Genomic DNA, 17,311 nt, shown 5'->3' with positions numbered 1-17,311 from the left:
CCTTGGACGGCTTAGGACAAAAGATCTTGGCGCAGGCGGTCTTGGTCAAGCGGTAGGTCGGTGAACAGCCCCCAGGCATGAACGCCTTGGAAAAAGAACAATTCCCAGCCCGAGATGATGTCGAGGCCACGGGCCGCGGCATCGGTCAAAAATTCGGTCTCGACAGGTGTGTAAACCGCATCAAAGGCCCATTCGGCCGTGCCCATTGCTGTGGCGGGCAGGGGGGTTCCCTCTTTGCCAACCATACCAACGGGCGTGCAATTGATCAAACCGGCGGCCCCTTTGGCAGCCTCAACTGCGCTGTCAAAAACCGTGACCGTGGTGTCGGGCGCGGCGTTGCGCAGATCGGCGGCAAGGGCCTCGGCTTTGCTGCGGTCCATATCGACCAGACGGATTTCAGCCGCACCAAGGGCAATGAGGCCAAAGGCCACAGCCCGGCCTACTCCGCCTGTGCCGATCATCAGCGTGACGCCCGTTGTGGCATCGCCGCGCTGGCGTTTATAGGCGGCGACAAAGCCGGAATAGTCGGTGTTAAAGCCTTTGGCATGGCCGCCCTCGAAAATCGCGGTATTGACCGCGCCGATGGCCCGCACCAGCGGATCGTCGATCTCGACTTTGGCCACAACCTTTTCCTTGTAGGGATAGGTCACATTGGTGCCGCGATAGCCCTTGGCCGCCAGCCCCGCGAAAATCACCTCCCAACTTGCACCGATGTCATGCGGAACAAGCCGGTCATAGCGGACATGTTTGCCGTTTTGTGCGCCGCAGAGCTCATGCAGACGCGGGGAGCGGGAGGCGGCGATATTGTCACCAATCAGGCCGAGGAGGATGTCGGGAGCACTCATTTTGAAGCGGTCTCTTTCTTGCGGAATTTGGTCCAAAGCGGGGTTTGCGACACAAAGATCAGGATCACGGCCACAAACAGCACGAGCGACAGTGGGCTGGTCAGGATGCCATGGAAAAACCGACCCAAATCTTCGCGTTCAGAGATGATGGCGCGTCGCCAGTTGTCATCCAAAAGGCGCGACAGGATCACACCGAGGATCACGGGACCAAGCGGATAGCCATAATGGCGCATGAAGTAGCCGAAGACACCAAAGCCAAGCATCCAATAGACATCGGTGATCGAATTGTTCACGGCATAGGCCCCGACGATGGACAAGAGCAGGATCAACGGGATCAACACCGCGCGCGGCATTTCGACGATCTTGGTGAACAGTTTGATGCCGGTGAGGCCAAACAGCAGCATAAAGAAGTTGGCCATGACCAAAGCGCCGACGATGAACCAGAACATATCGGGTTGTTCGACCATCAGCATCGGGCCGGGGTTCAACCCGTGAATGAACAGTGCGCCGATCATGATCGCGGTCACCGCATCGCCCGGAATGCCGAGCGTCATCATTGGGATAAAGGCGCCTCCCACGGCGGCATTATTGGCGGTTTCAGGTGCCACAAGACCCTCAATCGCGCCTTCGCCAAAGGGACGCGACGGGTTTTTGGTGACGCGTTTGGCGTGGTCATAGGCCATCAGCGCCGCGATATCGCCGCCGGTTCCGGGGAGTGCGCCGATCAGAACCCCGATGGTCGAGGTCTGAAGTGAAAGTGGCAAGTGTTTGCGGATCGTGCCAAAGGAGGGAACGATCCTGTTGATTTTTTGGCGGATCGCGGGGGTATCGACGTGATGCAACTGCATCAGCGCCTCAGAGACACCAAACATGCCGATCATCACGGCGATAAAATTGATGCCACCGCGCATCAACGGGATGTCAAAAGTGAAACGTTCGGTAAAGGTCAACGGGTCCATGCCGACCGCGCCAATGGCAATCCCAAGAGCGCCGGCAAAGATGCCTTTGACCAACGACCCAGAGGACAAAGAGCCGACCAGCAAAATCCCGAGAACGGCCAAAAGCATATAGTCACGCGGTTGGAATTTAAGAGCGAAATCCGAGACGAACGGGGCCAGGACGGCCAGCACAACGATCCCGACCAAACCACCGAAAAATGACATGACAGTGGTGGTGCCGATGGCTTCACCGGCTTCGCCGCGCTGCGCCATGGGATAGCCGTCCATCGCGGTGGCGATGGCGGAGGGCGCGCCGGGGATATTCAATAGGATTGCCGTGCGCGAGCCGCCGTACACGCCGCCCATATAGATGCCGATCATCAGCGAAATCGCGGGTAAAACATCCCATGAGAAGGTGAAGGAAATGAGGATCGACACGGCCATGGTCACAGACAGGCCGGGGATCGCGCCGACGTAAACGCCAGCGAAGGTGCCCACGCCAACCAGCAACAACAGCTCAGGATGGGTGAAAATCGTCAGAAATGCCATGAACGCGTCCATCATGCACCTCCTTTAAAAAGATTGCGCAACAGCTGAAAGCATTTCAGCCTCGGGAACGATGCCTGCGGGCATCAGCACGGTGAACACGATGCGGAACACCAAATAGATCGCGAGCAGGCTGCCCAGCGAGACGAGCAGGGTGAAGCCCCAGCTACGTTTGGAGAGAAGTTTGATCGACGCGATTAGGAAGAGCGCAGATGTTGGCAAAAATCCAAGCGGTTTCAAGAGGATGCCATAGGCGACGAGAAACAGGGCAAGGATGATAACGAGCGGGGGCGTGATGTCTTCCATCACGGTTTCGTCTTCTGTTTTCGACAGTTTTACAGTGCGCCAAAAGACAATCGCCACACTGATCAGCATCACGGCCGCTGTGGCCATGGGGACAGAGCCCGCGCCGGACAGCGCCTCAAAGCCGGAGATTCCATAGGCGTTCCACAGCAGAACACCGCTGAAGATCACGAGACATGCGGTAAAGACAAGCTCGCCAGGACGACGTTTGTCGACGATGCCACCAGGGGTGGCGTCAGATGAACCGTCCCGCGTCGAGTCATGATGATGAACGTGATCTTGCATCTCTCCTCCAAGAGTTTGTCTGCTGTGAATTGAAACACCGCCCCTTACCGGAAAGGGCGGTGCCCGTGTTCGGCAAAGCCGAACGTGTTTTGGACGTCTGGTGCTTATTCGCCCGGACGGGAGATGCCGAACTCTTCCGGTGAAGATTTGGTCATGCCAGCATCTTGCAGCAACCACGTGGTGCCTTGCTGCCATTTGGTCAGGAAGGCCTCGGCTTCGTCGCCCGAAATGCTCATCAAGGTAAAGCCACGGGTTTCCATCAGGTCGGTAAAGTCCGGGTTGGTCGCGGCCACGGCAAAAGCGCCTTCGAGTTTTTTGACGACATCATCCGGTGTGCCTTTTTTGACGAAAACGCCAAAAAACGGTCCCCAGGGCAGATAGGTCGCAAAGCCTTCGTTGGTTGCTGTCACCGGAGCAACGCCCGGAAGGTATTCGTTTTCTTGCACATCGACCACGGCGAGGGCCTTGATTTTACCGGCGCGCACGCTTTCAATTGCAGCTCCCAAAACCGCAGGCATCACGTCGATGGCGCCCCCTTGCAGGGCGGTCAATGCCGGGCCGTCACCATCGTAAGGCACAGAAATCACGTCCAGATCACCTTCGACGGTTTCGATCATCGCGGTGACAACAGAGGGCACACCGCCCGGACCTGTGGAGCCAAGGCGCACTTCACCCGGATGCTCTTTGATATATGCGATCATGCTGGCGTAATCGTCAAACGGCGCATCAGTTCCAGCCACAAGAATGGGCGTGCCGCGGGCCAGAATGTTGATCGGGGTAAAGTCGGAGTAATCTTTGTCGCCAAAGCCCATGACTTTGTACAACAGCGGGTTTTCGGCACCCATCAAGATTTTGTAGCCATCGGCATCTTCGGTTGCGACATGGTTCAACGCGATTGCGCCAACACCACCTGTCATGTTCTGCAACACGATCGTGCCATCCAAGATGTCTTCCGCATGTGGCGTCACAGCGCGCATCACTGTGTCTGTAGAACCACCGGCTCCCCATTGGATGATCCCTTGGATTTCCTTAGCTGGGTACTCTTGTGCCACGGCCGCAGCAGACATAAGGCTCAGTGCAGAGACTGCGCCGATTAAAAAACGTTTCATAGATGTCCTCCCATCAATGTTTTGCAGAGCCTCTGTCCTTGGCTCCCCTATGCATAACAGATATGCAAATTGTGAATAACGTCAAATACCGAAGCTTTGATATTATTAACATACTGTTATTTTTGTATTTGCCATCGCACAGTTTTGTGCGCAAAAGTGGTGTGATCTTAGGAGCTTAGTGGCTCAGTCGCTGCGAGCACCAGTTCTTTGCGAAACTGTGTTATCGCGTATTCGGCAAAGCTGGATAAAACGCGCCCCTGCTTTTTGACCACGTAGCTGCGGATGCAACTGGCCTCCTTCAGAGGGCGGCGCACGATTCCTGGCATGTACACTTCGGCAACAGAAAAGCGGTCGATCAACGCAACGCCAAGACCATGGCGCACGAGACTGACAACGGTTTGGGCGAAGCGCCCACGCATACTGTGCTGCATATCTATCCCGTGATCCAGAAACGGTTTGATGAGCAAAGCACCATAGGGGTCATCGGGATCGACCCCGACAAGAGGTTCATGGACCAGATCGTGCACCGAGATTTCGTCTTTCTCCGCCAAAGGATGCCCCTCAGGCAACACACAGACCAATGTGGTCGCGGCGATTTCTTCGGTTTCGATGCCCGGGTTGTCGACCTTGGAACTCATGATCACAAACTCTCCGCGTTCCAACAAAAGGTAGTCGACGGTCTCTTCGATCTTGAGAATGTTCAGATCGATATACAGATCGGGGAAACGGGAACGCACGTGGCGCAGAGCACGGGCGGCGATGAACTGGGCGACGGAAGGGGCAGAGGCAAAGGCGAGTTGAACGTTTTCGCCTTTTTGCAGGCTCTCAAGAGACAGTTGCAGGTTTTCAACGCCTTTATATACGGCGCGGATTTGGTCGAACACGGTCTGCGCCTCGACGGAGGGGACAAAAAGCCCGGAGCGGCGTTCAAAGAGCCGCAGGTTCAGCGTTTCTTCGGTGTGTTTGATCAACCGGCTGACGCCCGGTGCCGACACGCCGAGGTACTCCGCCGCGCCCATAATCGTACCGCGCAACATGACGGCGCGAATGACTTCGATTTGTCTCAGGGTGATATCACGCATGGATGGGTCCTCATCGGGTGCTGACGCTAGGCTATGAATAACACAATGTTAATGTTGAAATATACATGATACTTGACGTTAATTCATGCAAGTATGAAAAGTCTTTCCAGTTTGGAGGAAAATATCATGACTGCTCACGCGATCCCTTCCCAAGAGACCTTCGATTTGATCGTGATCGGGTCCGGTGCGGGCGGGCTGAGTGCCGCCGTGACCGCCGCGCACATGGGGCGCTCCGTTGTCGTGCTTGAGAAAGAGCCCGTGATGGGCGGGACCTCGGCCTGGTCTGGCGGATGGATTTTTGCACCCCGTAATCCGGTGGCACAACGCGCTGGCATCGTCGAAGATATCGACGCGCCGCGTCAGTATATTAAGGCCGTCACGGGCAACTATTACAAAGAGGAAAAGGTCGAGGCCTTTCTTGATGCAGCGCCGAAAATGGTCGCCTTTTTCGAAGACAACACCGCCCTGCAATTTGACGGCGGCTTGGTTATTCCCGACACCTATGGCCATCAGCCGGGTGCGGGCATGGGCGGTCGATCGGTGATTGCCAAACCCTTTGATGCGCGGGCTTTGGGCGCGAGCGTGAACATCCTGCGCAAGCCTCTTAAAGAGACCTCGTTCAAGGGCATGACGATTCAATCCGGCCCTGATCTTAAGGCCTTTATGACCATGACGCGCTCCGTCAAATCCTTTGCCTATGTGACTGGCCGGGTGTTGCGACATTTTCGCGATCTCGCGCTTTACAAACGCGGCATGGATCTGCGCAATGGGGCAGCTTTGATTGGACGCTTGATGAAATCGGCCAAGGATGCAGGGGTCGATCTTCGCGTGTCTCAATCCGTCTCTGATTTGATTTTTGAGGAGGGGCGCATCACAGGCGTGCGCCTGAAGGATGGGCCAATACTGATCAGCAAATGTGGTGTCGTTCTGGCCTGTGGCGGTTACGGTCACGATCTGGCGCGTCGCGCGGAAACCTTTGAGCGCAATGACGAAAACCTGACCCTCGCCGTGCCCTCGGCTACAGGCGACGGGCTGCGGCTTGGCGAAGCTGTCGGCGCCGTGATGGATCTCAATCTGGCCAGCGCCACCGCCTATTGTCCGGTCTCGCATGTTGTGTGGCCGGACGGGTCCAAAGGCCCGTTTCCGCATATCATTGATCGCGGAAAGCCCGGTGTGATCGGGGTGTTGGCCAATGGTAAACGGTTTTGCAACGAAGGCCTTGGCTATCATGATTATGTGACATCCATGATGGATGCGGTCGCTGGCGATGCCCCGGCGCGCTCTTGGCTGGTCTGTGATCATCGTTTCTTGCGTCGTTTCGGACTAGGTGTCGTGCGGCCTGCGCCGGTGCCCTTTGGCTATTGGGTCAAGTCCGGCTACCTAAAAACCGGCAAGACGATTGCCAGCTTGGCCAAAGCCTGTGGCATTGATTCGTCCGGGTTGGAAGCAACGGTTGCAGAGTGGAACGAGGGCGCCCAGCGTGGCGAAGATCCGGCCTTTGGGCGCGGAAATACCGCCTATATGCGCCTTCAGGGTGATCCCGAATATACCCCAAACCCGAATGTCGCCCCGATCAAGCAGGGTCCGTTTTATGCGGTGGAGGTTGTGCCGGGCAGCTTTGGCACTTTTGCTGGCCTGAGCACCGATGGATCGGCCCGCGTATTGGACGCGCAGGGCCAGGTCATCGCGGGGCTATACGCGGCAGGCACGGACAATGCGAATGTGTTTGGAGGGTTTTATCCGGCGGGTGGGATCAACCTTGGGCCTGCCATGACCTTTGGTTTTGTGGCCGGGCGTCATGCCGCCACACAGGAGATTTGATCATGCCCCGTCCATTAAGTGCCGCCCATCTCACCGCTATCGATCTTAATCCGCCGCATTTCATCGAAGCCGCCGCAAAAGCCGGGTTTGATGGCGTGGGACTGCGGTTGTTGCGCGTGACGGACACCTCACCCGGCTATCCGCTGTATGACGATCTCGCAATGCTGCGTGCCACCAAGGCTGCGATGGCGGCCACGGGGCTCACTGTCGGGGACATCGAGTTTCTTAAGGTGACGCCTGACACACGGGTTGCGGACTATGAGTGGTTGTTTGACGTGGGGGCGGACCTTGGGGCGCATCACCTGATCACCGCCCCTTATGACTCTGATCTGTCGCGATTATCCGACACGCTGTCTGCGCTGGCGGAGGCGGGTAGATCGCGCGGCGTGGCGATCATTCATGAGTTTTTCCCTTGGACCAATGTGCCCGATCTAGACACCGCGTTGCGGGTGGTGGAGAGGGCCGGACCGGAGGTCCATCTCCTGGTCGACAGTTTGCATTTTGACCGCTCAGGCTCCTCGCTTGTTCAGCTTGCGGCGATTTCGCCCGAGCGTCTTCCCTTTGCGCATCTGTGTGACGCGCTTGTAGCCGAGCATTATACAACCGATGAGTTGTTGTTAACCGCGCGTGAAGCACGGCTTGCGCCGGGTGAGGGCCAGATTGATCTACGCGCTTTTGTGGAGGCTCTGCCTGACGATCTGCCACTGTCGCTTGAGGTGCCTATGGTCTCAGCGGACGGGCCGGAGGCGGTTTTGGGCCATGTTTGCGAAGTCACACGGAATTGGCTGGCTCAGGGAGCCTGATTTATCAGGAGCGGGTAGGTTAGAGGCACATAACCACGTCCAGCACTTTGTGGTTACAGATCAAGTATGGCAGTGAATTGAGTCGCATCTTCCGGGTAAGGTTGGCGATGTATTAGGCAGCACACTCATTAATTCTTGTTTATACTCGGATCCTCAATGACTCCGAGTATAAATGTATGAGGAGAGCGCAGCCCATGCCCATTACAGCAAGCGGCGCAGGCCGGCTTGCACTTGCAACAGGTTGGGCAGGTAGCGCGGCACCAGTGTGGCCACATCATCTTGCGTCGCGGCCATCCCAGTATTGAGCGCGGCAGCGGTGTTCCCTCGCCCGTCAAAGAGCGGCACAGCAATCGAACGCAATCCGATTTCCACCTCCTGGTCGATAAGCGCATATCCTTGATCATGGGCTTCCTTGATGCGCCGCATGATTGTGGCAGGATCGGTTACGCTGAACCTTGTTCGTGGCGAAAGATCGGAGGCCTCGACGATTTCACGCGCCTCGTCGTAGGGCAACGCGCCAAGCAAAATACGCCCCATAGAAGTGCAATGGGCCGGCAATCGTGATCCGGGCATAAGGCCGATGGACATCACACGTTTTTGAGCGGCCCGAGCGAGATAGACGATTTCGGCCCCGTCCAGGATCGACACGGAACAGCTTTGTCCGGTTTGCTCGGTAAGCTGGTCGAGCCAAGGCTGCACTATTTGCGGTAGAGGCAGTGAGGAGATCGCCCCCATGCCTAGCCTCAATGCGCGCGGTGTCAGGGTGAAAAACTTGCCGTCATAGTCCGCATATCCTTCGGCATATAGCGTCAAAAGACAGCGCCGCGATGTTGAGCGATCAAGCCCCGTGACTTTGGAAACATCCGTGATCGAGAGCTTGGGTGTCTCGGCGCCGAAGCATTCGAGGACGCGCAGCCCCTTCGCCAAGGATAAAATTGTATCAGATGATTTGTTCATAATGCGCACCAAATTCTTCGCAATATGAACAAATGTCAATATGCGCACAAAATGACTCGCAGCCTTTGCGACACAGGTCTAAATCAAAACCGTAATCTGGAGGACATTATGGATAAAACGATCTCTTCTGTTGCTGAAGCCGTCGCAGATATTCCAGACGGCGCTGACGTGATGATCGGCGGTTTCGGTGGGTCCGGCGCTCCAATCGAGTTGATCCACGCCTTGATCGACCGTTTCCGCACCACGGGCAGCCCGAAAAACCTGACGGTAGTCAACAACAACGCCGGAAACGGATATATCGGCATTGCCGCGATGATTAAGGCGGGCATGGTCAGGAAAATGGTCTGCTCCTTTCCCCGCAGCTCCAACGCCGACGCATTCAACGAAAAATACCTTGCCGGCGACATCGAACTGGAATTGGTGCCACAGGGCACATTGGCAGAACGCATTCGCGCTGCGGGGGCTGGCATTCCCGCCTTTTACACGCCGACTTCCTTCGGGACCGAACTTGCCGAGGGCAAGCCCACTGAAGAATTCGACGGCAAGATGTATGTCCGCGAACGCTGGCTGAAAGCGGATTTTGCACTCATCAAAGGTGAGAAAGGCGATGCTTTCGGCAATATGACCTACCGTATGGCGGGGCGTAATTTTAACCCGCTGATGGCTATGGCGGCCGCGAAAACCATCGCTCAGGTCGCCGAGCTTGGTGAGCCGGGATCCATCGACCCTCAGCAGGTTGTCACCCCGGGTATATTTGTCGATGTAATCGTTCAGGTCTCCGAGCCTCAACAGGAAGAAGTTCTCGTGCGCACAGGAGTGGTCTACTGATGTCAGATTTCAACATTATGGAAGACAAACTGTCCAACGCGCAGATCGCATGGCGCGCGGCTCAGGACATTGATGACGGCTCCTATGTGAACCTTGGTATAGGCTTCCCCGAAATGATCGCCAAGTTCCAGCCTGAAGGACGCGATGTCACTTACCACACTGAAAACGGTGTGTTGGGGTTCGGCGAGGCCCCTGCTGAGGGTGAAGAGGATTGGGATCTTATCAACGCCGGAAAGAAAGCGATTACGCTCAAGCCGGGAGCATCATTTTTCCACCATGCCGATAGTTTCGCCATGGTCCGCGGCGGTCATCTGGATCTCGCTGTATTGGGAGCCTATCAGGTTGCGCAGAATGGCGATCTTGCCAACTGGCGCGTTGGTTCTAAAGGCGTACCTGCCGTCGGTGGAGCCATGGACCTCGTCCACGGGGCAAAACGCGTTGCTGTGGTAACAGACCACATCACCAAAAAGGGCGAGCCGAAACTGGTGGAACAGTGCACCTTCCCGCTCACCGGAGTGGGGTGCGTGACCCGCGTTTACACTTCTCTGGCTGTGCTCGATATCAGCGAAGGGAAGTTCATCCTGCGTGAAAAACTTCCCGCAATTTCCATGGACGAGCTACAAGCGGTAACTGGCGCAACTCTCCACATCGACGACGATGTGGCTGACCTGATCGCACCGGAGAACCTGAAATGACTGACGTATATATCTGTGACTATATCCGCACCCCCGTTGGCCGTTATGGCGGCGTACTGTCATCCGTGCGGCCCGACGATCTCGGAGCAATTCCTCTAAAGGCTCTGGCCGAACGCAACCCGTCAATGGAACTGTCAGCCATCGACGACGTGATTTTTGGATGCGCAAACCAGGCAGGCGAAGACAACCGCAACGTGGCCCGTATGTCCTTGTTGCTGGCGGGCTATCCCGTGACCGTGTCAGGCACGACAATGAACAGGCTTTGCGGGTCGGGTATGGATGCGATCATCACTGCCGCACGCGCAATCAAAGCGGGTGAGGCTGATCTAATCATTGCGGGAGGTGTGGAAAGCATGTCCCGCGCACCCTTTGTTATGCCGAAAGCGGAAATCGCCTTTTCCCGCGCGAGTGCGGTCTATGACACCACGATCGGCTGGCGCTTTGTCAACAAGCAGATGTTGGCGCAATACGGCGTCGATTCCATGCCGGAAACCGCCGAGAATGTCGCTGAAGACTTCAACATCTCGCGTGAGGATCAGGATCTCTTCGCGCTCCGCTCCCAGCAGAAAGCAGGCGCGGCGATGGAGAACGGACGTTTGGCAAAAGAAATCGTGCCGGTGACGATCCCGCAACGCAAAGGCGATCCGATTGTGGTTCGAGCAGACGAGCACCCGCGCCCGTCAACGACCATTGAGGCACTGAGTAAGCTCAAGACATTCGTCAAAGCCGACGGAACCGTCACGGCTGGAAACTCGTCAGGTGTAAATGATGGGGCGGCGGCTCTGGTTCTTGCCTCGAAAGAAGCGGCCGAAAAGCATGGTCTAAAACCCATAGCCAAAGTTCTTGGCGGCGCGGCCGCAGGTGTCCCTCCCCGCATTATGGGCTTTGGGCCCGCGCCGGCGTCCAAAAAGCTGATGGCGCGGCTGGGGCTCAAGCAAGAGGACTTCGCTGTGATCGAACTCAATGAAGCTTTCGCCTCGCAGGGCCTTGCAACGCTGCGCGATCTTGGCATTGCAGACGACGACCCGCGCGTAAACCCAAACGGGGGCGCGATTGCTCTCGGTCATCCCTTGGGCATGTCCGGTGCGCGGATCACCGGGACGGCGATGCTGGAACTGAAACCGGGTGAAAAATCGCTGTCAACGATGTGTATTGGCGTTGGTCAGGGCATCGCGATTGCTTTGGAAGCCGTCTAGGAACAGGTGTCAGCGGGCAGAGAAATCCTTTGCCCGCTGATGTAGAAGTCCGGCCAGGAAATCTGCCGGACTGCCGCGCGTGAAATCGAATTTCCGTGTCAGACCGACGGCACCCCTCATATACTCCACGCCCAGATCAAGCATATCAAGGCGACCTTCGGAAAGCTCGCGTTCGACAACGCCGCGTGAAATGAACCACAGAATATCGGAGTTCTCCACCAAGGGCAGGCCAACGGGTCTGGCCACGGTCTCGAAGCGCACGGAAAGACTGTCGTCCAGACCCGACGCAATCAGATATTGCATCACCTGCTGGCGAATGATTGAGCCGGGGTTCGGCAGGATCACCGGGTACCGCCGCAGCGCCTCAACGGGTGAAAGCGATCGTCCGGGATGGTCCTTACGTCCGACCAGATAGACGGTTTCATCATAGAGATACTCGAACGACAGCCCCGCCATCTCCCGCGCGGGCGCCATTCGACCGACCACAAGATCAAGCCCGCCAGAACGCATCCGCTCGATCAGATAGCGGTTCGGCCCGGTGATGATGGCGATGCGGGCATCGGGGCGCAGTTCGGAGAATTCCAGCGCCACCGTGGGGAAAAGCCCACTGGCCACCGTCGGCAACACGCCAACTTTGACCACATCCGTCCGCCCGCCGCCGGTGATTGCACGAACACCGTTTTCAAGACTCTGAAGCGACGACAATGCGTGTCGGCGAAACGCCTCTCCTGCGGGAGTCAGAACCGCCTGCCGCCCGGTGCGTGTAAAAAGCGGCGTCCCAAGCTGGGTCTCCAACTCGGAAATGGTTTTCGACAGCGCCGGTTGCGAGACATTCCGTCCGCGCGCTGCCGCCGTGATGGTGCCCGCCTCTGCGACAGCCAAAAACGCCTCAAGGTGGCGCAGTTTCATGCCGTTAGGTATATTCATTTGGTTATGCTTTTTGCGCCATATTGTATTTTCACCATGCAAATACTTATGGCAAACTTAAGAAAAAAGGAAATCCAGAATGCACGCACTGACACGAGCTTGGGGTACGATGCATATCAGCCACAAAGCGGGCGACGGCATCTCTCTTGTTTTCATAAACTCGCTCGGCACCGATTTACGCATGTGGGACAATGTCTGTTCGCACCTACCAACCAATTGGGCAACCCTGCGCATGGACAAGCGCGGCCATGGTCTGTCGGATACTGCGCCGGATGGCTACGGTATTCCAGAACTGGCAGAAGATGTGATTGCGGCGATGGATGACGCCGGCTTTGACAGCGCCGTTCTCGTTGGCTGCTCCATCGGCGGCCTGATCGCGCAACATATTGCTCTGATGGCCCCCGAGAAAGTGCAAGGTCTGGTCTTGTCCAACACCGCTTCGATGCTTGGGGCGGCCGAAGGCTGGCACGCGCGGATCGACGGCGTGCGCGAAAACGGCATGGCAGCGATGGCCGAAGGCATCTTGCCACGCTGGTTCGGGCCCAAAATGCTCGCCAATCCGAACGCGGCTTTGTGGCGCACTCTGCTGGCCCGCACCGACCAAGACGGCTACATATCCACCTGCGCGGCGATTGCGGGAACGGATATCACCGACCGTCTGGGCGAGATTACGCAGCCTGCGCTGGTCTTTGGTGGCAAGCACGATCTGGCGACGCCGCCGGAGATTGTCGAAGCACTGGCGCGCAACCTGCCGCGTGCCGATCTCGTGATGTTTGAAGAAACAGGACACCTGCCCGCCATCGAGGCACCGGAGGCCTTTGCCGGGGCATTGACGAAATTCGTTGAAAGGATCGCCAAATGACCGAGAAAACCGTGAGCGCAAAATTCGATCAAGGGATGAAAACGCGGCGCGAGGTTCTGGGGGATGCGCATGTCGATCGCGCCGAGGCCACGAAGACCGAGTTTGACCTGCCTTTCCAAGGCCTGATCACCGAAGGCGCTTGGGGAACTGTGTGGTCCTCGGATAAGATTTCGCGCCGCGAACGCTCGATGCTGACCATCGCGCTTTTGGCCGCGACCGGAAATTTTGAAGAAATTCCGATGCATATCCGTGCCACCCTGCGCACGGGCGCGTCGAAAGACGATGTGGCGGAAGCGCTGCAACATGTGGCGGTCTACGCAGGCGTGCCGAAAGCAAATCATGCGCTCAAGCTTGCCAAGCAGACCTACGCAGAGATGGAGGAGAGTGAAGAATGACCAATATAATCACGCAGGATCAGGGCCCCCTGATTCCACGCAATCGGGCGATCCATCCGGAGCCTTACGATCCGGCCTATAAGACATCCGTGTCGCGTTCGCCGAACCTGCCGCTTTTGTCGATGGAAAGCTCGCCGTCAGAGGAAACCGGCCCGACTTTCGGTCACAACAAACTTGGCGCTTTGGACAACAATCTGATCCTGAACTGGACCAAAGGTGCCGCGCCAGCCGTGGGCGAACGCATCCTGTTGCATGGTCGGGTGCTTGATGAGAACAATCGCCCGGTGCCCAACACGCTCATCGAGATTTGGCAGGCCAACGCAGGCGGGCGTTATCGTCACAAGAAAGACACCTATTTCGCACCGCTCGACCCGAACTTTGGCGGCTGTGGTCGGACCATCACCGATGAGAACGGCTATTACGAATTCCTGACCGTGCGTCCGGGGGCCTATCCGTGGCCGAACCGCGTGAATGATTGGCGGCCGATGCACATACATATCTCGGTCTATGGCCATAGCTTCGGTCAACGCCTGATCACGCAGATGTATTTCGAGGGCGATCCGCTCATTGATCACTGCCCGATTGCCGCGACGATCAAGGATCGCAGCCAGCTGGACCGCCTCGTCGCGCCACTTAATTTCTCGAAATCGCGTCCGCTCGACTTCCTCGCCTATAAGTTCGACATCGTCCTGCGTGGTCGCCGTCAGACCATGTTCGAAAACAAGATGGAGGGCATGTGAAATGACCCAGAAACTTGATATTTTGCAAGAAACCCCGTCGCAAACCGCAGGCCCCTACGTGCATATCGGCTTGATGCCGACCTATGCGGGCAATGGCGGCTATTTCGAGGAAGAGATTGGCACAACGCCATTCCATGATGAAAGCAAAGCCAAAGGCGAGATCATCGAGATCGTCGGCTCTGTGTTCGACGGCACCGGCTGGGCGTTGCGCGACGCGCTGATTGAAAGCTGGCAATGTGATGCGGCGGGCGTTTTCCCCGGCACGGAGGGGGCCGACCCGGCCTTTACCGGCCATTGTCGTTTCGCGGCTGACGCGGTGACAGGCGAGTTTACGCTTCGAACCGTGAAGCCCGGTTCTTATAAGGGCCGTGGCGGGATTGAGAGTGCACCGCATATCTCGCTATGGGTTGTGGCCCGGGGCATAAACATCGGGCTCAACACCCGGATTTATTTCGAGGATGAGAACAATGACAACGAACCGCTGTTAAACCGTATCGAACAGGGTCCGCGCGTGAACACCCTAATCGCGAAAAAGATCCAAAACGGAAAATACCGTTTTGACATCCGCCTTCAGGGGCAGGACGAGACCGTATTTCTTGACCTGTAAAACTTGCACAAACTCAACTATAAGGGGCGGCAATGACCGCCACTTTGCTGCTCAAACAGGACTTATCCAATGAGCCTATCCGTTTTCGATCACCCTTGGTTGTCTGGTCTTTTCGGCGACCCGGAGATGGCGGCGATCCTCGCGCCCGAGCGTCAGATGGCGCATATGTTGGCGTTCGAGGCGGCTTGGTCGCGGGCCTGTGGCAAGGTGGGGCTCTTCGATGCGACAAAAGCGGAAGAGGCGGCGGCTGCGATTGAGACGGCACAGATTGATCTGGCTGACATTGCCGCCGGAATGGCACAGGATGGCGTGCCGATCCCGCGTCTGGTGAAACAGTTAAAGGCGATCGCACCGGCCGAAGCGCTGCACAAGGGCGCGACCTCACAAGATGTCGTCGACACGGCCATGGTCCTATCCCTGCGGGAGGCGTCCTTTCTGATTGCCGGGCGTCTGATGGAACTGGAAACTCATTTGAAAGCCATTGAAGCTCGGTTTGGCGACGCGCCTCTGATGGGCCGCACCCGGATGCAAGCCGCGACTGAGATAACCGTGCGGGAGCGTATTCTGGCGTGGCGTTTGCCGCTAGCGGATCACCTCAAGACACTAAACCAAAAACGCGCGGATGTTGAAAAAGTGCAAATTGGCGGGGCCTCGGGCGACCGAAAAGCACTGGGCGACAAGGCTGATTTTGTAGTCGCGGATGTCGCGAAAACGCTGAGCCTCACCCCCACCGACAAGACCTGGCAAACCATGCGCCACGGGATTGCGGGCTATGCCTCTTGCCTGTCACTGGTGACGGCAAGCCTTGGTAAAATTGGTCAAGACATTGCCCTCATGGCGCAGCAAGGCATTGAAACTGTGTCAATTTCCGGCGCAGGCGGGTCATCTGCCATGCCGCACAAACAAAACCCGGTGGCCGCCGAACTTTTGGTCACTCTGGCCCGGTTTAACGCCACGCAGGTCAGCGCCATACATCATGCTGTGGTGCATGAACAGGAACGCTCCGGGACGGCTTGGAGCCTTGAATGGATGGTTCTGCCGCAGATGCTAATGGCCACGGGGCGGTCGCTCTCCATGGCCATCGAACTTGTTCAAAACATTCAGAGATTGGGCGATCCGGCGTAATCCGCCGGACTGGTTTTCTCAGAACGGCAAACCGATGTAATTCTCTGCCAGATCGCGCCGAGCGGTCTCAGAAGTGGCAAGATGGTTCAGCGTCGCCTTGCGCATCTGCTCGGCAAAGGCGTCTTCGCCATCAAACCGGTGCAGCATAGTCGTCATCTGCCAACTAAACCGCATCGCCTTCCAGATCCGTGCCAGCGCCTGGGTCGAATATTCGTCGATGCCCGTGGTCTTGCCCTTAACCGCGTCAATCAGGGCAGTATAGAGATAGTACACGTCAGAGGCGGCGAGGTTCAGCCCCTTGGCGCCCGTCGGCGGCACGATATGGGCGCTGTCGCCCACGAGGAAGAGATTGCCCCAACGCAGCGGCTCCGACACGAACGAGCGCAGCGGCGCAATAGATTTCTCAATCGAGGGGCCAGTAACAAGACGACCCGCCGCCTCGGACGGAATGCGGCGGGAAAATTCATCCCAAAATCGCTGATCCGACCAGTCCTCGACCTTATCCGACAGCGGCACCTGTACATAGTAACGCACGAGATTCTCGTTGCGCATAGACGCAAGTGCGAAACCATGGCGGGAATTCGAATAGATCAACTCGTCATGAACCGGCGGGGTTTCCGACAAAATGCCAAGCCAACCAAAGGGATAGAGGCGCTCGAATTCCTTGCGTTTCTTTTCTGGAATGGTCTTGCGCGACACACCATGGAAGCCGTCACATCCCGCAACATAGAGACACTCAAGGCGTTTGCGTATGCCTTCATGGGTGAAATCTACATAGGATTTTTCTTGGTCCAGATCGTGGATCTCCACGTCAGACACCTCATGCAACACACGCGTCCCCATAGCATCCTGAGCATGGTACAGGTCGGTCGTGACCTCTGTCTGACCGTAAACCATGACCTGCTTGCCTGTCAGCTCCTTGAAATCGATGTGCACCATCAACTCCTCGTCGGTCATGTAGCAACCGTCATGTGGGATACCCTCCGCATCCATTCGCGAGCCAACACCCGCCTCATGCAAAAGTTCGACGGTGCCCCATTCAAGAATGCCAGCACGAATACGGGCCAACACATGGGCGCGTGTAGAACGTTCAAGAATGACTGTGTCGATACCGGCCTTATTCAAAAGCTGGGACAAAAGCAGCCCCGACGGGCCGCCGCCGATGATGGCGACTTGGGTGGTCAAATTGGACATGTGCGTCTCCTCCATTTTGAAAAGACAGTAATCCAGAAAGCAAAAAACAGAAT

Annotated in this window: 18 protein-coding genes; 10 read left to right on the top strand and 8 right to left on the bottom strand. The window is 56.9% G+C overall.

The window, feature by feature from the left end; translation table 11 throughout:
* Positions 1 to 11 precede the first annotated feature (11 nt).
* The 5 genes from GLP52_RS17695 to GLP52_RS17675 all read right to left on the bottom strand — a co-directional run bounded on the left by GLP52_RS17695 (position 12) and on the right by GLP52_RS17675 (position 5,108).
* On the bottom strand, positions 12 to 845 hold the full coding sequence (locus GLP52_RS17695) for a shikimate dehydrogenase family protein (RefSeq protein ID WP_237273892.1): 834 nt from the start codon (positions 843 to 845) through the stop codon (positions 12 to 14).
* A complete protein-coding gene (locus tag GLP52_RS17690; protein ID WP_237273933.1) occupies positions 842 to 2,344 on the bottom strand; it encodes a tripartite tricarboxylate transporter permease in 1,503 nt (500 codons plus the stop codon). The genes GLP52_RS17695 and GLP52_RS17690 overlap by 4 nt, the downstream gene beginning before the upstream one ends.
* A 12-nt stretch (positions 2,345 to 2,356) precedes the next feature.
* On the bottom strand, positions 2,357 to 2,917 hold the full coding sequence (locus GLP52_RS17685; protein WP_237273891.1) for a tripartite tricarboxylate transporter TctB family protein: 561 nt from the start codon (positions 2,915 to 2,917) through the stop codon (positions 2,357 to 2,359).
* Positions 2,918 to 3,021: 104 nt separating this feature from the next.
* A complete protein-coding gene (locus GLP52_RS17680; RefSeq protein WP_237273890.1) occupies positions 3,022 to 4,026 on the bottom strand; it encodes a Bug family tripartite tricarboxylate transporter substrate binding protein in 1,005 nt (334 codons plus the stop codon).
* Positions 4,027 to 4,193: 167 nt separating this feature from the next.
* On the bottom strand, positions 4,194 to 5,108 hold the full coding sequence (locus GLP52_RS17675) for a LysR family transcriptional regulator (RefSeq protein WP_107717919.1): 915 nt from the start codon (positions 5,106 to 5,108) through the stop codon (positions 4,194 to 4,196).
* A gap of 126 nt (positions 5,109 to 5,234) precedes the next feature.
* Here GLP52_RS17675 and GLP52_RS17670 point away from each other — a divergent pair, with 126 nt between their 5' ends.
* Positions 5,235 to 6,929: an FAD-dependent oxidoreductase gene (locus GLP52_RS17670; protein ID WP_237273889.1), complete on the top strand. Its 1,695-nt coding sequence runs from the start codon at positions 5,235 to 5,237 to the stop codon at positions 6,927 to 6,929.
* A gap of 2 nt (positions 6,930 to 6,931) precedes the next feature.
* Positions 6,932 to 7,732, top strand: coding sequence for a sugar phosphate isomerase/epimerase family protein (locus tag GLP52_RS17665; RefSeq protein WP_237273888.1), 801 nt, complete (start codon positions 6,932 to 6,934; stop codon positions 7,730 to 7,732).
* 201 nt (positions 7,733 to 7,933) lie between these two features.
* On the opposite strand, the gene GLP52_RS17660 is transcribed toward GLP52_RS17665, so the two are convergent.
* Positions 7,934 to 8,689, bottom strand: coding sequence for an IclR family transcriptional regulator domain-containing protein (locus GLP52_RS17660; protein WP_237273887.1), 756 nt, complete (start codon positions 8,687 to 8,689; stop codon positions 7,934 to 7,936).
* Positions 8,690 to 8,797: 108 nt separating this feature from the next.
* Between GLP52_RS17660 and GLP52_RS17655 the strand changes: the two genes are divergently transcribed.
* From GLP52_RS17655 to pcaF, 3 genes are read left to right on the top strand one after another with little or no spacing between them, the layout of a single operon-like run.
* Positions 8,798 to 9,517: a 3-oxoacid CoA-transferase subunit A gene (locus GLP52_RS17655; RefSeq protein ID WP_237273886.1), complete on the top strand. Its 720-nt coding sequence runs from the start codon at positions 8,798 to 8,800 to the stop codon at positions 9,515 to 9,517.
* A complete protein-coding gene (locus GLP52_RS17650) occupies positions 9,517 to 10,212 on the top strand; it encodes a CoA transferase subunit B (RefSeq protein WP_272903662.1) in 696 nt (231 codons plus the stop codon). Before GLP52_RS17655 ends, GLP52_RS17650 begins: the two co-directional genes overlap by 1 nt.
* Positions 10,209 to 11,408, top strand: a complete 1,200-nt coding sequence (gene pcaF, locus GLP52_RS17645; RefSeq protein ID WP_237273885.1) for a 3-oxoadipyl-CoA thiolase — start codon at positions 10,209 to 10,211, stop codon at positions 11,406 to 11,408. The genes GLP52_RS17650 and pcaF overlap by 4 nt, the downstream gene beginning before the upstream one ends.
* A gap of 9 nt (positions 11,409 to 11,417) precedes the next feature.
* On the opposite strand, the gene GLP52_RS17640 is transcribed toward pcaF, so the two are convergent.
* Positions 11,418 to 12,335, bottom strand: coding sequence for a LysR substrate-binding domain-containing protein (locus GLP52_RS17640; RefSeq protein ID WP_237273884.1), 918 nt, complete (start codon positions 12,333 to 12,335; stop codon positions 11,418 to 11,420).
* A 79-nt stretch (positions 12,336 to 12,414) separates the two neighbouring features.
* Between GLP52_RS17640 and pcaD the strand changes: the two genes are divergently transcribed.
* From pcaD to GLP52_RS17615, 5 genes are all read left to right on the top strand, one after another.
* The gene (gene pcaD / locus GLP52_RS17635; protein WP_237273883.1) at positions 12,415 to 13,197 is read left to right on the top strand and encodes a 3-oxoadipate enol-lactonase; all 783 of its coding nucleotides are present in this window, start codon (positions 12,415 to 12,417) and stop codon (positions 13,195 to 13,197) included.
* Positions 13,194 to 13,592 carry a 4-carboxymuconolactone decarboxylase gene (gene pcaC / locus GLP52_RS17630; protein WP_237273882.1) on the top strand — a complete coding sequence of 133 codons (399 nt, stop codon included), beginning with the start codon at positions 13,194 to 13,196 and terminating at the stop codon, positions 13,590 to 13,592. The genes pcaD and pcaC overlap by 4 nt, the downstream gene beginning before the upstream one ends.
* On the top strand, positions 13,589 to 14,332 hold the full coding sequence (pcaH, locus tag GLP52_RS17625; protein WP_237273881.1) for a protocatechuate 3,4-dioxygenase subunit beta: 744 nt from the start codon (positions 13,589 to 13,591) through the stop codon (positions 14,330 to 14,332). Before pcaC ends, pcaH begins: the two co-directional genes overlap by 4 nt.
* 1 nt (position 14,333) lies before the next feature.
* Positions 14,334 to 14,939: a protocatechuate 3,4-dioxygenase subunit alpha gene (pcaG, locus tag GLP52_RS17620; protein WP_237273880.1), complete on the top strand. Its 606-nt coding sequence runs from the start codon at positions 14,334 to 14,336 to the stop codon at positions 14,937 to 14,939.
* A gap of 69 nt (positions 14,940 to 15,008) precedes the next feature.
* Positions 15,009 to 16,064 carry a 3-carboxy-cis,cis-muconate cycloisomerase gene (locus GLP52_RS17615; RefSeq protein ID WP_237273879.1) on the top strand — a complete coding sequence of 352 codons (1,056 nt, stop codon included), beginning with the start codon at positions 15,009 to 15,011 and terminating at the stop codon, positions 16,062 to 16,064.
* Between the two features lie 18 nt (positions 16,065 to 16,082).
* On the opposite strand, the gene pobA is transcribed toward GLP52_RS17615, so the two are convergent.
* The gene (gene pobA / locus GLP52_RS17610) at positions 16,083 to 17,258 is read right to left on the bottom strand and encodes a 4-hydroxybenzoate 3-monooxygenase (RefSeq protein WP_237273878.1); all 1,176 of its coding nucleotides are present in this window, start codon (positions 17,256 to 17,258) and stop codon (positions 16,083 to 16,085) included.
* Between the last annotated feature and the right edge of the window lie 53 nt (positions 17,259 to 17,311).

The sequence above is a fragment of the Sulfitobacter sp. M22 genome (genome assembly GCF_021736025.1).
Taxonomy (GTDB): domain Bacteria; phylum Pseudomonadota; class Alphaproteobacteria; order Rhodobacterales; family Rhodobacteraceae; genus Sulfitobacter; species Sulfitobacter litoralis.
Note: the sequence above shows the minus strand (reverse complement) of the source record. Positions and strands in the feature narration are given on the sequence as shown.